Annotated in this window: 17 protein-coding genes; 4 read left to right on the top strand and 13 right to left on the bottom strand. The window is 63.8% G+C overall.

What is annotated here, in order from left to right; all coding sequences use genetic code 11:
- Positions 1 to 45: 45 nt before the first annotated feature.
- The 6 genes from DSC91_RS10045 to DSC91_RS10020 all read right to left on the bottom strand — a co-directional run bounded on the left by DSC91_RS10045 (position 46) and on the right by DSC91_RS10020 (position 6,490).
- Complete coding sequence (locus tag DSC91_RS10045; RefSeq protein ID WP_115777981.1) at positions 46 to 1,407, bottom strand: MFS transporter; 1,362 nt, start codon at positions 1,405 to 1,407, stop codon at positions 46 to 48.
- 139 nt (positions 1,408 to 1,546) lie between these two features.
- Positions 1,547 to 2,410, bottom strand: a complete 864-nt coding sequence (locus tag DSC91_RS10040) for a VOC family protein (RefSeq protein ID WP_115779781.1) — start codon at positions 2,408 to 2,410, stop codon at positions 1,547 to 1,549.
- Between the two features lie 157 nt (positions 2,411 to 2,567).
- Positions 2,568 to 2,888 (bottom strand): hypothetical protein, encoded by a 321-nt coding sequence (locus DSC91_RS38650; RefSeq protein ID WP_115777980.1) that lies wholly within the window; start codon positions 2,886 to 2,888, stop codon positions 2,568 to 2,570.
- Positions 2,889 to 3,105: 217 nt separating this feature from the next.
- A complete protein-coding gene (locus DSC91_RS10030; protein ID WP_115777979.1) occupies positions 3,106 to 4,380 on the bottom strand; it encodes an MFS transporter in 1,275 nt (424 codons plus the stop codon).
- A 196-nt stretch (positions 4,381 to 4,576) separates the two neighbouring features.
- Positions 4,577 to 5,503, bottom strand: coding sequence for a LysR family transcriptional regulator (locus DSC91_RS10025; protein ID WP_115777978.1), 927 nt, complete (start codon positions 5,501 to 5,503; stop codon positions 4,577 to 4,579).
- A 6-nt stretch (positions 5,504 to 5,509) separates the two neighbouring features.
- Positions 5,510 to 6,490 (bottom strand): LysR family transcriptional regulator, encoded by a 981-nt coding sequence (locus DSC91_RS10020; RefSeq protein ID WP_115777977.1) that lies wholly within the window; start codon positions 6,488 to 6,490, stop codon positions 5,510 to 5,512.
- Positions 6,491 to 6,660: 170 nt separating this feature from the next.
- On the opposite strand from DSC91_RS10020, the gene DSC91_RS10015 reads away from it, so the two are divergent.
- From DSC91_RS10015 to DSC91_RS10005, 3 genes are read left to right on the top strand one after another with little or no spacing between them, the layout of a single operon-like run.
- Complete coding sequence (locus DSC91_RS10015) at positions 6,661 to 7,398, top strand: SDR family NAD(P)-dependent oxidoreductase (protein WP_115777976.1); 738 nt, start codon at positions 6,661 to 6,663, stop codon at positions 7,396 to 7,398.
- 39 nt (positions 7,399 to 7,437) lie between these two features.
- Positions 7,438 to 7,641 carry a tautomerase family protein gene (locus DSC91_RS10010; RefSeq protein ID WP_115777975.1) on the top strand — a complete coding sequence of 68 codons (204 nt, stop codon included), beginning with the start codon at positions 7,438 to 7,440 and terminating at the stop codon, positions 7,639 to 7,641.
- Positions 7,642 to 7,671: 30 nt separating this feature from the next.
- On the top strand, positions 7,672 to 8,754 hold the full coding sequence (locus DSC91_RS10005; RefSeq protein WP_115777974.1) for an NAD(P)H-dependent flavin oxidoreductase: 1,083 nt from the start codon (positions 7,672 to 7,674) through the stop codon (positions 8,752 to 8,754).
- A 41-nt stretch (positions 8,755 to 8,795) separates the two neighbouring features.
- On the opposite strand, the gene DSC91_RS10000 is transcribed toward DSC91_RS10005, so the two are convergent.
- Positions 8,796 to 8,987: a hypothetical protein gene (locus DSC91_RS10000; RefSeq protein WP_115777973.1), complete on the bottom strand. Its 192-nt coding sequence runs from the start codon at positions 8,985 to 8,987 to the stop codon at positions 8,796 to 8,798.
- Positions 8,988 to 9,211: 224 nt separating this feature from the next.
- Between DSC91_RS10000 and DSC91_RS09995 the strand changes: the two genes are divergently transcribed.
- Entirely contained in the window at positions 9,212 to 11,014 is a 1,803-nt protein-coding gene (locus DSC91_RS09995) for an ABC transporter transmembrane domain-containing protein (RefSeq protein WP_115777972.1), read from the top strand.
- A 79-nt stretch (positions 11,015 to 11,093) separates the two neighbouring features.
- Here DSC91_RS09995 and DSC91_RS09990 read toward each other — a convergent pair whose 3' ends face one another.
- From DSC91_RS09990 to DSC91_RS37400, 6 genes are all read right to left on the bottom strand, one after another.
- A complete protein-coding gene (locus DSC91_RS09990) occupies positions 11,094 to 12,170 on the bottom strand; it encodes a LacI family DNA-binding transcriptional regulator (RefSeq protein WP_175171898.1) in 1,077 nt (358 codons plus the stop codon).
- Between the two features lie 137 nt (positions 12,171 to 12,307).
- Positions 12,308 to 13,267: a dihydrodipicolinate synthase family protein gene (locus tag DSC91_RS09985; RefSeq protein WP_115777970.1), complete on the bottom strand. Its 960-nt coding sequence runs from the start codon at positions 13,265 to 13,267 to the stop codon at positions 12,308 to 12,310.
- Between the two features lie 50 nt (positions 13,268 to 13,317).
- Positions 13,318 to 14,637 (bottom strand): MFS transporter, encoded by a 1,320-nt coding sequence (locus DSC91_RS09980; RefSeq protein ID WP_115777969.1) that lies wholly within the window; start codon positions 14,635 to 14,637, stop codon positions 13,318 to 13,320.
- Between the two features lie 439 nt (positions 14,638 to 15,076).
- The gene (gene copM / locus DSC91_RS09975) at positions 15,077 to 15,475 is read right to left on the bottom strand and encodes a CopM family metallochaperone (protein WP_115777968.1); all 399 of its coding nucleotides are present in this window, start codon (positions 15,473 to 15,475) and stop codon (positions 15,077 to 15,079) included.
- 97 nt (positions 15,476 to 15,572) lie between these two features.
- Complete coding sequence (locus DSC91_RS09970; protein WP_115777967.1) at positions 15,573 to 15,770, bottom strand: heavy-metal-associated domain-containing protein; 198 nt, start codon at positions 15,768 to 15,770, stop codon at positions 15,573 to 15,575.
- Between the two features lie 289 nt (positions 15,771 to 16,059).
- Positions 16,060 to 16,203, bottom strand: coding sequence for a hypothetical protein (locus DSC91_RS37400; protein WP_162831357.1), 144 nt, complete (start codon positions 16,201 to 16,203; stop codon positions 16,060 to 16,062).
- Positions 16,204 to 16,442: the final 239 nt, after the last annotated feature.

The raw sequence follows: 16,442 nt of genomic DNA, 5'->3' as shown, positions 1-16,442 counted from the left end.
ACCTTCGGCAAAATTGCGACGTACCCATTCAGCGCTGACGGTCTCCTAAAGCTTGAGGGAACCAGGGAGCGCTCGAGCAAGTTCAGACGCCTTGAGTGTTGCCTCATGGCGCGCCATGCCAAACATGCTGAGTGCAGCGACGATAGCAGGAATCGCTACCAGCACGAACATCGCGGGCAGGCCCAGATGCATGGCTAGCAGCACTCCACCAACCATCGAGCCTACGATCGAACCCACCCGGCCAATGCCTAGCGCCCAACTTACGCCGGAACTGCGGCTGAAGGTTGGATAGTAGGCCGCCGCCAGCGCATTGACACCAGTCTGCGAGCCGCCCGTCCCAAGACCCGCCCCAAAGACTGCGAACACCAGCATCGGCAACGTCGAAGCAACGCCGATAAGCAGGATAAACACGGCGGCCACAAGATAGGAACTTGCGAGCACCAGACATGGATTGTGCCTGTCCATCAGGCGGCCAATCAGCACGGCGCCGACGGTGCTGCCCAAGGGCAGCACCGCGGTGATCAGCGCAGTCATGCCTAGCGGGACGCCAGTGTTGTTAATGACCGTCGGCAGCCAGCTGGTGAGCAGGTAATACACCAGCAGACTCATGAAGAAGGTGAGCCAAAGGCAGACGGTGCCGACGATCACGCCTTTGCTGAAAAGATTGCGGACGGGGGAGCCTTTGAGCTTGTTCTCGGGGACCGCGAACGTCGCATGATCGAGCGGCTCTTGAGGCGCGATGCGCCGGAGCGTGCGGGTCACCTGCGCCTGCATCCGGCCGGACAGCGCCAGGTACCGCACAGACTCGGGCAGCAGCCACACCAGAACCGGCAGTAGCACCAGTGGCATGGCTCCGCCGAAGAGCAGCACGCCCTGCCAGCCATGCAGGGGCAGGATCTGCGAGGCGACTACGCCGCCCAATGCCCCACCCAGCGTGAAGCCGCAGAACATGCTCGTCACCAATAGCGAGCGCTGTTTCTCCGGACCGAATTCGGACGTCATCGTGATTGCCGTCGGCATGGCTCCGCCGAGGCCCAGGCCAGTCAGGAACCGCAATAGTATGAGTTCGCGCAGGGAAGTCGCGTAGGCGGACCACAAGCACATGGCACCGAAAAGCGCGACTGAAAGGCAGAGTATCGGCTTGCGTCCGAACCGGTCGGCGAGCGGACCGAACAGGAGCGCGCCTATCATCAGACCAAACAGGCCGCCGCCGAACACAGGCGCCAATTGAAGCGCGCTCAATGCCCATTGCTTCCTGATGGCAGGCGCGATAAATCCGGCGCTCGCCGTATCGAAACCATCGAATGCGACTGTCAGGAAACACAGCGCGACGATCAGAAGTTGATACGTCGATAGCTTGTGCGAGTTGATGAAGTCCTGAACATCGACCGTTCTGATCGTCGCCATGGCATTCTCCCTGCAGTCGCTCATTCAAGGCCGTCTTCGAGTTCGGTGCCGGCAGGAAGCCTGCACCCGCGCGTTCCCCACACGCCGTCTCCGGCGGCCTTGATGTTCTTGCGCGGTCACCGATGGATCTGGTCGCGCGTCAGGTTTGAAACTCTGGAATGTCGGGTTTGGCGCCCCACATGCAGAAGCCGGTGGGATCGAACGGGAACTGGCGGGGGCGCCATGTCGCCTCCTCGTCCGGCCTGATCAGGCGAACGCCCGTCGAATATTCATAAGTCATTCCGTCGGGCCCCTCAAAGTAAAGAAAGATGGCGCCCGACGTCGGATGGCGCCCCGGACCAAACCGGATCGATATCCCTTTTTCACGCAGGATGTACCAGGCACGCATCAGGTCGTCGATACTTTCAACCTGGTGATTGATATGTTGAATGCCGGCGAACGAGGACGGGAAGAGGGCGACTCTGTGATGCACCTCGTCGATCCTCAGCAGCGGTGCAGGCCCGATCCAGTCGCTAACGCGCGCATTGCACAGTTTCGTCCAGAACATCTCGTCGCGTTGGGGATCGCTGGTGCGTAGCCCCACATGGCTGAAGCCGGTGATTCCGGCGTCGCGTGACGGAAAATAACGACGGCCGCTATGCAGGGCGCCGCACACCAATTCGATCTGGTTACCCGACGGGTCTCTGAAGCTGATGAAGTCGCGTACGCGACGTCGGTCGCACTCGTCGCGACTTCCGGCGTGTATGCGGAAACTGTTCTGCTCCAACACCGCACCCGCATGTTCGAGCGCCTCGTTCGTGATGACATCGAAAGCGATGGTATGGTCGTTCGGATCACCCTCGAAATAGACCAGCGTGTGATCGCGCTCATCGGAGCGCAGGTACGCCCACCCACCCTCGCGGCGCACTGGCTGTAATCCAAGGATATCGGCGGCATACTTCGTCGCGGCGTCAAGGTCGCGGGTACCGAGCCGAACATACCGGAGTTCGCGCAAATTGATCATGAACAGCACCCTGCAGTTCGCCTATCTCCAAGGATAGGCGGCATTACCCCTGTGTGCACGATGTTCGTGGGTATCGCTTGTCACTTTTTCCGTCACAATAGGTAGGAATCCTGCTATCACGCTTGAGGAATGTCGGCGCCAACAGACGCTGCTCGAACTACTCGTCCACACTGGCGAGCAGTATCAACAGGATCTTACCTGCGACCGCGAACTGTTCCAGGTGATTGCACTGGATGCAAAGGGCGTCGCTCAAAGCCGCATCACTGCGAAGCGTGCGACGTGCCTTCTTGACGAGTCGGCGCAGATCGCAGCCGAAGCTCAAGCCGAAGCCGAAGCCGAAGCCCGGCCTACGGCAACGAAGACCAGGCAGCGCAAACAAAAATCCACCAAAGACACGACGAGCGCAAACGCAGAAACCGTCCAGCAATCGGCTATCGCGCCGCAATAGCCATTCGAAAGCAACCGACGCATCGATCAACCGCCCCTCGACGATTTGAACAAGACAGAAAACCGCATGACAAGCTATTACAGCAGTTCAGTCAAAGCCAATGCCGGCTACGTCGGCGACCTCGTTGGTCGTGAATCGCGGCCATCCTCAGGAATCCAGCACACGAGCCCCGGCCTCAACGATTGCCTCAACCCTGGCCCGGCAACGTGCCTCGCATCGCTTCTTCCGCATGAACGCGATGACACCCTCACGCCTGCATCGGCCGATTGCGCACAACCTGACCGAGCGCGGCACAACCGATCAACAGCGAACCCGTGACGAAGAACACAGCGTGCAGGCCGAGATGCACGCCTATCACGCCGCCGATCAGCGGCCCGATAACCTGACCGGCGAATTGCGCGGACTGAAGATATCCGAGCATCGTTCCCGACTGGTTTTCGGTGACCGTCTGCCGCACCAGTTTCGCGATCGACGGCAACAGGCCGGCCAGCGTCATGCCCATCAATCCGCGCAGCAGCGCAAGTTGCCACCAGTGCGTGACGAATGCTTGCGGCACCATCACGAGTCCGGTCAACACGAGGCAACCGAGAATCACGTTCCAACTGCCGATCCGATCCGCCAGTGCGCCGAGTCGCGCCGCGGTCAGCATGCTGCCGAACGCCGAGCACGCCATCACGATACCGGCGGTGCGGGCCAGATGGTCCGTGGGCACATTGAGGTGCGCGATATAGACGGTGATGATCGGCTCGATCGACATATTGGCGAGCAGCACCATCATCGCGGTGAGCAGCAGCGTGATCATCACCGTGCGGTTGGCCAGCTTCGGCGCCGCGGAGCCGGTTGATGCGGGCGCTTTGGCATCGGCACCAGGGTGAAAATCCTCGCGCACGAACAGGATCGTCAGCAGCGCGGCGACTGCGATCATGGCGCCGCCGGCAAAGAACGTACTGCGAATGCTGATCAACGAAGGCAGCAGACCGCCCACCAGCGGACCCACGAGACTGCCGGCCAGCGAGCCGGTCGAAAGGATGCCGAGTGCCCACCCCGCACGTTCGCGCGGCGCCTGGGTGCCGATCATCACAATCGACGCCGATGCATAGCCGCCGATCAGTCCGGCCAGCAGTCGCAACACGATCAGTTCGGTCACGTTGTGCGCCATGCCGATCAGGGACATCACAATCGCCATGCCGACCGCCGCTCTCACGAGCATCGGCTTGCGCCCATAACGATCGGCGAGACGTCCCCAGAGCGGCGCCGTGACGGCCGTGCCGAGAAAGGTCGCGCCGAACGCGACGCCCGACCACTGCACGACCGCCGCCTGCGAAGTTACGCCGAGTTGCTGCACGTAGAGCGGCAGAAACGGCAGCAACATGCTCAAACTGACGAGCGTGGTAAACGAGCCGAACACGCAAATGAACAGGTTGCGGCGCCAGTAGAGTGTGTTTCGTGCGGCGTAGCTGGTGGTGTGGTTCGTCAACCCGACCCCGGCTCCACCGGCCGCGGCGTTAGCTGGCTGATTCATCACGCCCCCCGTGATCCAGCGCGCAACCGCGCACCGGGGATGAGCACCACGTTCTGTTCCGAGTTCATTGCCTGCTCCATGCGTTTGGCGTTGCAGCCAGGTTTGGCCGCAGCTGTTACCCATGGCAGGCAGTTTACGAACAAACACGCAACGGGAGAATCGCCGCCGCGCGGCAGCTATTCTTTCGCGTGGCGGTTTAATCCGCGTCGGTGATCGCTTTGAGCGCGCTGAATTGGGCGCGCAGGCGCGGCACCGCGAAGTCGACGAAAGCCCGGACTTTCGGCACCGCGAGACGGCCTTGCGGCGTGAGCAGATGAACGGGGAGCGGCGCCTGCTCGTAACCGGTCAGCACGATCTTCAACGAGGCGTCACGAACCTGATCGGCGACGTGATACGAGAAAAGCCGCGTGACGCCGTGTCCTTCGACGGCTGAGGCCACCGCACCCTGCACGCTGTTGACGATCAGCCGCGGCGTGAAGTGCACGGTTTGTGGCGCGGCGGAATTGTTCGACGACGGAAAGCTCCACGAATCGACGCCGAAGTGCGTCATCGAAATAATCCGGTGCCGGGCGAGATCGGCAGGTTCCGTGAGACGCGGATGGTTGGCGAGATAGCGCGGGGCGGCAACCACCACGCGGCGTACTTCGCCGACCGGCATTGCGATCAGCGTCGAATCGGCCAGGTGGGCAATGCGCAACGCGACGTCGATCCCTTCGTCGATCAGGCTGGCGGGGCGGTCGAGCAGGTAGAGGCGCGCGGTGACCTCGGGATACTGGTCCACGAACTCGTCGAGCAGCGGGCGCAGAAAGTCCTGGCCGGCGGCCACGGGCGCGGTCAGCGTCAGCGTGCCGCGCGGCGCGGCGCGTTCGCCGGCAATCATCAGATCGGCTTCTTCGAGGTCGGTCAGGATTCGCCGGCACGAGGCGGCGTAACGCTCGCCGGCTTCGCTCAGTTTGATCGTGCGCGTGGTGCGATGCAGTAGCGCCATGCCGACGTGCGCTTCGAGAAACGCAATCGCCCGGCTCACGGCGGCGGGCGAGCGGCCGAGGCGCCGGCCCGCCGCGGCAAGGCTGCCCTCGTCGAGGGCGCAGACGAAGACCTTCATCGCATCGATCCGATCCATCGCCGGTCAGTCCTCGAGGAGGGACGGCGTGGCGCCGTCGCGCGCCGTGGAGCCGAGCGTCTCGACGAGAAAATCGACGAAGCGTCGCACCCGCAACGACACATGGCGCTTGTGAGGATACAACAGCACGAACGGCCGCGAGGCGCCGCCGAACGCCGGCAACACTTCCACCAGACCGCCGGTCACCAGATCCTGCTCGACCACGAAACGATACGTCTGGAACAGCCCCGCGCCGTTGCGCGCCAGCGTCACGCCACCCAGCACGTCGCCCGCGCTCGAATAGCCGCCGTCGGTGAAAAGCTCCTGTACTTGCCCACCGCGTTTGAACAGCCAGGGAATCTTGCGTCCGCTGCTCGGCAGGTCGAACTGGATGCAATCGTGGCGCGCGAGGTCGTCGACCGACGACGGCGTTCCGGCGCGCGACAGATACGCGCGGCTGGCCACCACGACCAGTTCCGCGTCTTCGAGCTTGCGGGCAATCAGATTCGATTCGCCGGGCGCGCTGCCGCGAATGGCCAGATCGAAACCTTCTTCGGCGAAGTCGATGTTGCGATTGCTGATGTGCACGTCGACCCGCACCTGCGGATGCCGTTCGCGGAACGCCGGCAGGATGGGCAGAACGCGATAGTGCGCATAGGGCGTCGGCATGCTGATGCGCAACACGCCGGCGGCGGCGGACTGCTGGCCGGTCGCTTCGCGCTCCGCGTCGACGAGTTGCCCGAGCGCCTCGCGGCAACGCTCGTAGTACGTCCTGCCCGCTTCGGTCAGCCGGATGCGGCGCGTGGTTCTGACGAAGAGCCGCACCTCCATGCGCTCCTCGAGCCGCGACACCGAGCGGCTCACGGCCGCAGGCGTGACGCCGGCCGCGGTGGCGGCGTCCGTAAAACTCTCCAGTTCCGCCGCGAGACAGAACAGCTCGATGCTGCCGAGCATCAAGTCGTCGAATTGGCGCTTGCTGGTTCGTTCAACGATCCGCGGGTTATTCATTACTTGGTGTATCAAATGAATTCGACATGGGCGTATTTATCGACACGAGTGGCATAAGTATAGTCAGTTGCATGGGAGCCGGACAGACATCGCGGCTCCCTGCGGCGCCAGCCGATGAGCGGCCCGCAGCTGCCTTTGCTTAGCTTCCTTTATCCATGGAGTCGTCGATCATGAACGCGCAAAACAAGACTGTCGTCATCACCGGTGCATCGAGCGGTATCGGCTTTGCACTGACCCAAGCCTATCTGGAGCGCGGCTACAACGTCGTCGGCAATGCCCGCACGATCGAGCGCCTGAACGCCGCCGCCGACAAACTCGGCGCCCCGTCGAACTTCCTCGCCGTGGCGGGCGATATCGCGGAGCCCGAAACAGCACGTGTGCTGTTCGAGCGCGCGATCGCGGCGTTCGGCCGTGTCGACATTCTGGTGAACAACGCGGGCATCTTTATCGCGAAGCCCGTGAGCGAGTACACGACGGAAGATTTCGACGCCATTGTCGGCACCAATCTCAAAGGCTTCTTCTATCCGACGCAGCAAGCCGCCGCGCACATGTCGGCCAACCGCGCGGGACACATCGTGAATATCTCGGCGAGTATCGCGCTTCAACCGAACGTCAGCGTGCCGGCCTTGCTGCCGGTGCTGATCAAAGGCGGCATTAACGCGGCGACCCGCGGCCTCGCGCTCGAACTGGCTGCGCACAACGTGCAGGTGTCGGCCGTCGCGCCCGGCATCATCGACACGCCGCTGCACGACAGCGGCTCGCACGAGTTCCTCAGGTCGATGCAACCCGCGGGCCGGATCGGTGCGGTTCAGGACATTGTCGATGCCGTACTCTATCTGACCGATGCGAATTTCGTGACCGGCGTCATCGTGCCTGTGGATGGCGGGACGACGGCCGGCCGGTGGTAAGACACCCGTCGAATCCGGGGCAACTGAAAGGAGTGCATCATGCCGTACATCAAGATTGAGGTGACGCGCGAAGGCGTCACGCGCGAGCAGAAGGCCGAGTTGATCAAGGGCGCCACCGATCTCGTGGTGCGCGTGTTGCACAAGGACCCCGCGGCCACTTTTGTAGTGATCGACGAAGTCGATACGGACAATTGGGGCTGGGGGGGCGAATCGATCACGGACATACGCGCGCGGCAACGCTGAGCGCGCCACGAATTGCAAGGGGCTGGGGACATGAAAGACTCTCCGAATCTGCTCGCCCGCCTGGGCGTCGACTTGCCGATCGTGCAGGCGCCGATGGCGGGCGTGGGCACGCCCGCGCTAGCGGCGGCGGTATCGAATGCAGGCGCATTGGGCTCGCTCGGTGTCGGTGCGATGAACGCACAGAGCGCGCGGGCGGCGATCCATGAAATTCGCGCGTTGAGCGGCAAGCCGTTTAACGTCAATGTGTTCGCCCATGCGCCGGCCGTTGCCGATCGCGTTCGCGAGGCGCGTTGGCTCGCGTATCTGGCGCCGCACTTCGCGCGCTTCGGGGCGACGCCGCCCACGGCGCTGCGTGAGATCTACACGAGTTTTGTCGAAGACGATGCGATGCTCGAGATGTTGCTCGACGAGCGTCCGGCGATGGTCAGCTTTCACTTCGGCTTGCCGTCGGCCGCGAAAATCGCGGCGTTGCGCGACGCCGGGATCATGCTGCTGGCGAGCGCCACCAACCTGGACGAAGCCGCTCGGATTCATGCAGCGGGGCTGGACGGCATCGTTGCGCAAGGCGCCGAGGCAGGAGGGCATCGAGGCAATTTCGACCCGTCGGCACCGGACGAATTGCTCGGCACGATGGCGCTCGTGCGACTGATCGTTCGCGAGATTCCGCTGCCGGTGATCGCGGCCGGCGGGATCATGGACGGCGCGGGCATCGCGGCTGCGTTGACGCTGGGCGCACAGGCGGCGCAACTCGGCACCGCATTCGTGTCATCGCCCGAATCGGCTGCCGACGCCGCGTATCGGGCCGCACTGCTGAGTCCTCACAGCCGCACGACGTTCATCAGCGCGATTTCCGGACGGGCGGCGCGCGGCATCGAGAACCGGTTCAGCGAACTGGGCGATGATCCGGCGCGACCCGCGCTGCCTGACTATCCCATTGCCTACGACGCCGGCAAGGCGTTGCATGCGGCCGCAAAAGCACAGGGAAGCGCGGCCTATGCGGCTCAATGGGCCGGGCAGGCCGTGCAGCTTTCGCGGGCGATGCCGGCGGCGGAGCTGGTCGAGACGCTAGTTCGCGAGACCCGCGCGGCGCAAAGGAATCAAAGGAATACATGAGGCCGCGCCGCGCATCGAGTTGGCGCGGTCACGCTCGCCGCCTAGCGACGCCCGCTGCGGCCCCACACGTAACGCACCCAGCGTTGCCACCTGCTGCGCTGCGGAGCGATCGCGTTGCGCGATGCCTGCTCTTCGCGATCGCGCTCGACGCTCTTCTGCACCTGTTCGTGGATCTGGCGCAGCGTCAAGCCGCCGGGGCCTTTCACTTTGTCGGGATCGGAGTCGTCTGTCATGGGCATGGCCTCGTCCGGGTAGGTCGACTCGATCTTGATACAGATGGACAGTCGCCGCAAGCACGCGGAAGCGGCCTGCCGACGGCGTGTCGCCGGTTCGGCGGCTAGTCCGTCAGGACGGTGGGTGGCGGCTCGTGGATCGGCGTTCAGCCTTGACGTGAGCCGTCCTTGAATCCGCAGGACTGGCACAATCGGGGTGACCTCCGATTTGCTTGGGAATCTTCATGCCAGACGCTGTCCCGTCTCCGCCGCCTGCATCACCTTCGTCACCTTCGTCGCGTATCGGCCCCCTGTTTGCCCTGTTTCCGTTCCTGCGCCCCTATGCCGGCCGCTGGGCGTTGGCGTTCCTCGCGCTGGTGACCTCGGCGGGCGCCACGCTGGTGTTGCCGGTGGCGTTCAAATACCTGATCGACCGTGGCTTCGCGGGCGGCGACCGGGCGCACATCGATCGCTATTTCTTCGCGCTATTCGTCGTTTCGCTGGTGCTGGCCGGCGCCACGGCGCTGCGCTTCTATCTCGTGTCATGGCTGGGCGAGCGGGTCACCGCCGACATGCGGCGCGCGGTCTACGACCACGTGCTGGGGATGAGTCCGCAGTTCTTCGAGACCACGCAGACCGGCGAAGTGCTGTCACGCCTCACCGCCGACACCACCTTGATCCAGACGGTGGTGGGCACCAGCCTGTCGCTGGGATTGCGCAACTTCTTCCTGTTGACAGGCGGCGTGGCGATGCTGGCGGTGACGAGCCCGGTGCTGTCCGGCTACATCATCGCGACGCTGGTCGTGGTGGTCGCGCCTATCGTGATCTTCGGCCGGCGCGTGCGGCGGCTTTCGCGCGCCAGTCAGGACAAGCTTGCGAACACCAGCGCGTTGGCAGGCGAGGTGCTCAATGCCATGCCGACCGTGCAGTCGTACACGCAGGAGCCCTTCGAGGTGCGGCGCTTCGCCGGCGCGGTGGAGGCGGCCTTTGAGACCGCGCTCACGCGCATTCGCGCACGCGCCTGGTTGACCGCCGTGGTGATCGTGCTGGTGTTCAGCGCCATCGTGTTCGTGCTGTGGCTCGGAGCGCAGGCGGTGCTGGCCGGGCGGATGACGGCAGGCCAGTTGTCCCAGTTCATTCTCTACGCGGTGTTCACGGCCGGCGCGGTGGGGGCGGTCGCCGAGGTGTGGGGCGATCTGCAGCGCGCGGCCGGCGCCACCGAACGTTTGCTGCAACTACTGGCGGCGCGCTCGCCGGTGCTGCAGGCCGGGACCACGGTCGCGCTGCCGGCGCGAGGCGAGGGCATCCGCTTCGACAACGTCAGCTTCTCGTATCCGTCGCGCCCCGGCATTGCCGCGCTCTCCGCGCTCTCGCTCGATGTCCGTCCGGGCGAGCATGTCGCCCTGGTCGGGCCGTCGGGCGCGGGCAAAACCACGCTGTTCCAGCTGCTGTTGCGCTTTTACGATCCGCAGTCCGGCAGCATCCTGATCAATGGCGTCCCGACGCGCGATGTGCCGCTCGTCGAGTTGCGCAAGGAAATCGGCGTGGTGCTGCAGGAATCGGTGATCTTTTCTGGCAGCGTGCTCGACAACATCCGCTACGGCGCGCCGGATGCCACGCTCGCGCAAGTGCAACGAGCGGCCGACATGGCCGCCGCGGCCGGCTTTATCGATGAACTGCCCGAAGGCTACGACACCTTTCTTGGCGAGCGTGGCGTGCGACTGTCCGGCGGACAGCGCCAGCGCATTGCGATCGCTCGCGCGATCCTGAAGAATCCGCCCATCCTGCTGCTGGACGAAGCGACCAGCGCGCTCGATGCCGCCAGCGAACGGCTGGTGCAGAAAGCGTTGGACAATGCCGCGCAGAACCGCACCACACTGGTCATCGCGCACCGTCTTGCGACCGTGCAACAGGCCGATCGCATTGTCGTGCTGGAACAAGGCCGCATTGTCGCGCAGGGCCGTCACGCCGAACTCCTTCGGAGTTCGCCGCTCTATGCCCAGCTTGCCGCCTTGCAGTTCGGCGAGCAGTTGGGGCAAACGGCGTAGCGAGGCGCCGTGAGCGATCCGATTGGGTCGGCGTGACAAGCCATACGCGTTTCTGTTCAGAGAAAAAAGCGCCGCGAAGCTATCGCGCGCTCGGCCCGGTCGATTGCCTTAGTTGAAATAGCGCACGCACTTCGTGTCCATGCTGCGGGTGCTTGCCGTCGAGCACATCGAGCAGATACTGCGCGGTAAGCCGCCCGATCTCGTACGTGTCGACTCGCATCGTCGTGAGCGCGGGGCGTATCGCTTTCGCGATCTCGAGATCGTCGAAGCCCGTCACGGATAATTCGCCGGGAATCGCGATACCCAGTTCCTCCGCCTCGCGCAGGACACCCAGCGCGATGTGATCGTTGCCGCAGACGATCGCGGTCGGGCGCTCGCACGGCGCCTGCCAGATCGAGTGCAGGCTGCGCCGCCCGAATTCGATCGTCGATTTGCCTTCGAACATGTGCTCCGGCCGCACCGCGAGTCCGTGGCGTTCGAGCGTCGTGCGGATGCCCGCCATGCGCGCCTGCACGCGATCGTTGTCGCGCGTCGGCTGGATGCAGACCGCGAACGAGCGATGCCCGAGGCCGATCAGGTGTTCGGTGATCTCCGTATAGGCGGCGTGATTGTCGAAGCCGAAGCAGACATGTGGGCTGTCCTTGCGATACGCATACGTGATCGCATAAGGCACGCGATAGCGCCGCAACGCCTCGAACAGTTCGGGCGGATGAGCCTCGCCCACCACGGCCATCGCCTCGACGCCGCGTGCGAGCATGGCGCGCACCTGCACTAGCGCCTGCGCCGGATCGTAGTTCGAGCAGCCGAGCACGAGTGTGATGCCGCGCGCCGCGAACGCGGCCTGCATGGCGCTCACCTGCGATGCGAACACCTGATCGTCCAGCGTGGGAATGATGATGCCGGCAATGTGACTGCGCGTGGACGCAAGCGCACGGCCGGCCGCGTTGGGAAACCAGTTGAGCGTGAGCGCGGCCTGTTCGACACGCTCGCGCACGTTCGCCGAGACCTTGTCCGGTTCGTTGTAGACCCGCGATACGGTCGCCGTCGACACCCCCGCGAGCTTGGCGACATCGGACAGCACGGTGCGGCCCGTGTTGCGGCGGGCACGGTTCGCCGGAGTTCGGACGGTGGACGGAGCGTTGGGGGAGTCGGGCATCGGATCAGAAAACAAGGGGTGAATCGAAGAACGCCCGACATCTTACCGCCGCGTGCGCGTGCGAAGCGCGAGCGTGCATGGCAGCGAAGGCTGGCGTTCCGGTCACCGGATGCCCCGGACGGCTGATACCCGCGAGCCTAGCGGCGCTGACCGAGCGCGGCGATACGCGAGCGGAAATGCTCGGTGCCGGCGACGATCTTGTCGAGCACTGCGTCGAGCGCCCAGAAGCGTTCGCGCACGTCGTAGTCGATCGCACGACAGCGAATCGAGTCGAACGTGCCGATGCGCTGGTGGTAGATCTTCGCAAGCGCGGGGTAACCGAGCGACTCGGATACGGCGGCGAGCACGAGAAACGTCGCGAGCTCCTCCGCGAGAGCCGGATCCTGCGCCGCGTCGTTGCGCAACCAGTTGTACAGATCCGGGTGAAAGTTCGTGAATACGCCGTTGAAGCCCGCGGAGCCGGCCTTCATGGCATCCCACGCAATGGCGGCGTTGGCGTTCAGGATCTTCAGCGGCGAGCCCTGGGCGAGCGCGACGCGCCGCTTGACGGTAGCGAGATCGCAGCTCACGTCCTTCAGCATCATGAAGCGGCCGGTATCGATGCAGAGCTTCAGTTCATCGTCGGACAGAAGCCGCCGGTACGGAGCAGGGCATTCGTACAAACCGAGCGGCATGTCCGACGGAATACGCGCGAGGAGCCGCTTGAGATTCGCCGCGAAGGCCTCCGTTCCCTGACGATTCGGATCGAGCCGGTTCGTCACGAGCACGACGCCTTGCGCGCCCGTGGCCGCGGCAACGTTCAGCTCTTCGGCCTGGGCATCGGCGTCGTCGCTGATGTGGCCGGAGACCACGACCGGAATGCGGCCGGCAACCTTCTCGACCACGAAGCGTCCCAGCGCGCCACGCTCGGCGAGCGTCAGAAACTGCATTTCGCTCGACTGCGCGACGGCGAACAGCGCGTTGGAACCGTGCGCGATGTACCACTCGATCAGGCGTTCGAGGCCGGCGTAGTCGATGGCGCCGGAATCGTCGAACGGCGTCAGCATCACGGGGACGATGCCTTCGACTGAAGTTGCGGCGTGCTTGGCGGTGGTCATGGTGTTGATCTCCGGGGAAGGAATTCGATGAGTTGACGCGGCGGCCGCCTTCAGGCGGGCGCTCGCAGGGTTTCAGTGGAGCCGGGCCGGTCGTCGATCGGTTTGCGCACCAGCAGCAGGTAGCTCATGGCGCCGGCAAACGCGATGCCGGCGGCCGTCAGCAAAGCCGGGACGAACGACCAGGTCTGCGCGATGTAACCGGTCAGGATCGGTGCGAGGGCGCCGCCCAGAAAGCCGCCGAAGTTCTGGATCGCGCCGAGCGAGCCGACGCGGTTCGGCGGCGCCGCGGCGGTGGCAAGCGCCCATGAGCTGGCGGAAGCGGCGTTGGCCAGAAAGATCACCACCGAGATGCACACGATCGCGATCGTGTTGCTCTCGACGAGCGCCGCCGGAATCGTGAACGCGACCATGCCGAGCATCGCGATCACCACCGCATTGCGACGGCTGGTGACCGGGTTCGTGCTGCCGCTCGTGATGAGATCGGAGAACCAGCCGGCCGTAAGCGAGCCCAGAAAGCCGCAGAAGAACGGTATCGACGCAGCAATGCCCGTATGCATCAGGCTCATGTGCCGTTCCATCGTCAGGTAGCCGGGCAGCCACGTGAGGTACACCCAGTTCAGGTAGACCGAGCCGAAGAAGCCGATCAGCATGCCCCACGTGGTGCCGTGCGAAAACAGCGAGCGCCAGTCGGCGAACGTGACAGCGGGTGCCGGCTTGCGGTCCGTTTCGTCGCCTTCGAGATAGTGCCGCTCCGCTTCGCTCATGGTGGCCTTGGCGGGATCGCGATACACCGCGAGCCATACGGCGGCGACGATCAGGCCGAGCACGCCCGTCACGATGAAGGCCCAGCGCCAGTTGAACTGAACCACGATGATCGACAGGCAAAGCGGCGCGAGCGCCGTGCCGAGCGGGGACGCCGAATTGAAGATGCCGGTCGGCTTGCCACGCGCGCGCAGCGGGAACCAGTTGCTGACGACGCGCGCCGCCGACGGAAACTGCGGCGCCTCGCCGATGCCCAGCATGATCCGTGCAAGGATGAACCAGCCGAAAGTCGAGACGAAGCCGCCGGCGGCCTGCGCGATCGACCAGACGATCAGGCCGATGCCTAGCAGCTTGCGCGGCCCGATCCGGTCGACGAGACCGCCCACCGGCAACTGGAACAACGCGTAGCTCCAGGAGAACGCGGACAGCAGCAGGCCCATCTGACCGAGCGAGAGCCCCATGTCATGACGGATCAGCGGATTGGCGACCGCGAGGGTTCCGCGGTCCAGATAGTTGACGATGCCGCTCACCATCAGCAGCGTGAGCGCCACGATCTGGGCGCGGCGGATTTTCGGTGGTGCCTGCTCGAAGCTCGGGGTGGCGCTCATGCTGGTTGTCTCCGGTTCATGTCTTTGCTTGGGGCGGGGGCGCGCTGATGCGATGTCAGGTCGCCGGAAGATCAGGGTGCTTCAATTGCCATTTCTCGCGCCATGTTAGCGCTTACATGTTGGCAGATTGGCCTAGGACAGAAAGGCCATTTCAGCCAGTTAAACGTGTATCATTGAAATGATAGCGCTTACATTTTGAACCGCATTCCGGCGAACTGGCAAGCGCCAGAGTGGCTTTGGCGGGTAAACACCAGTCATTTGCGGCCGGATTCCGGCGAGTTCGCCTACTTTCAGCCGCATCGACATCGCTCCTTTCTTCATGCCTGAAGGGAGACAGGACCCTGACGTTGCTGACGTTGCTGACGTTGCTGACGTTGCGTGAGGGGCAAGCGCGGTGTTGAAACGCTAAAGCGTCAGAACACGGCGACGTTGCCCGGTGTCACTTCACGCCGTGCTTCGCCTGCCAGCGTTGCATGAACGCGGTCTCATCGTGTTGCGCCTTGATGATGTTTCGGGCGAGGCGCTTCAACTCGGGATCTTTGCCGTATTTCAGTTCCACCTGCGCCATTTCGACCGCGCCTTGATGATGCGGAATCATGTGGGCGACGAAGTCCTTGTCGGCATCGCCCGTGTAGGCAGGCGAGTCCATGGCCTGCATCATTTTCTCGTCGGCGTCCTTGAACGCCTGGGTCGATGCGCTCGACCCGGTGTCCGCCGAACCGGACATGTCCATGCCGGGCATCGACGCACCCTGCTGGGCGTAGACGGGCGCCGCGGCCACGGCAAACGCAATGCCGCTGAAAAGGCAAAAGGCACGGAATGCGCGAAGGTTTTTCATATTGGGTTTTCCGTTGGGAAAGAGTGATGTCAGGCGACCATGACGCCGCGAACACGGAGCACAGCTCAATCGACAGACATAGTCCGATGCGATCCGTTCAGCCCTTGAGCGAAGGATGAAACCCCGCCGCTTCGATGGCCTCGATGACGCGTGCCGGCGACAACGTCGAGATGACCGTCACGATTTTAACGGGGACATCGACGTCGAGCTTCGCCGCGGGGTCGAGTCCAGTTACTGCACGCGTAATGGCGTTGGCGCATCCGCCGCATGACATATCCGGGATGTCGAATTTCATTTACTGCCTCCGATGAAAAATCAGAACCCGAGGTTGGACCTTCCCACGGCGGGAAGGTCAAGCCTGTCAGTTCATGTTGTTTATGCTGCCGCCAATCGTCGCAGCCGTATCGACGTAAAAAGCCGCTTTGGGTTGTTGCGGCCGCAGCCTTACAGTCTTCTTAATCAGCGTGCTAGACTCCGTACCCATGTCTTACTGGCGCAAACTCTTCCTTGTCGTGCTGCTCGTGCTGAGCCTTCCGGTTCAGTCGTTCGCGGCCGTCGCCATGAAATGCGAGTCCTCGCATTTCTCAAGGGAAGGGACGTCCGCGCTCCACGAGAATGCCGGCGAGGCGACTCACCAGCATGACCATGCTGCGATGATGGCCGATCGCGCCAATGACGATGCGGATGCCCACGCCCAGGAACACCGTCATCCGGGCGGCGCGCATCATGATGCCTGCTCGACATGCGCGTCCTGCTGTTTCGGCGGCGGCTTGCCGGCCGCTCCGGTTGCGGCGATCTCCGCCGACGCAGTCCATTTCGTTGTGCCTCTTGCTCCCTCTGTCCGTGTCGCGTCATTTCTGACTGACGGCATCGAACGACCTCCCCGAATCTCGCTCGTCTAGTTCCCTCGCAGCGTGATGCTGCGATGTTCAATTTCGCCTTGATGGCCGCGCGTTGCGCGTCGGCC

Source organism: Paraburkholderia caffeinilytica, assembly GCF_003368325.1.
GTDB classification, from domain to species: Bacteria; Pseudomonadota; Gammaproteobacteria; order Burkholderiales; family Burkholderiaceae; genus Paraburkholderia; species Paraburkholderia caffeinilytica.
This window is presented reverse-complemented; position numbering and strand designations above follow the sequence as displayed.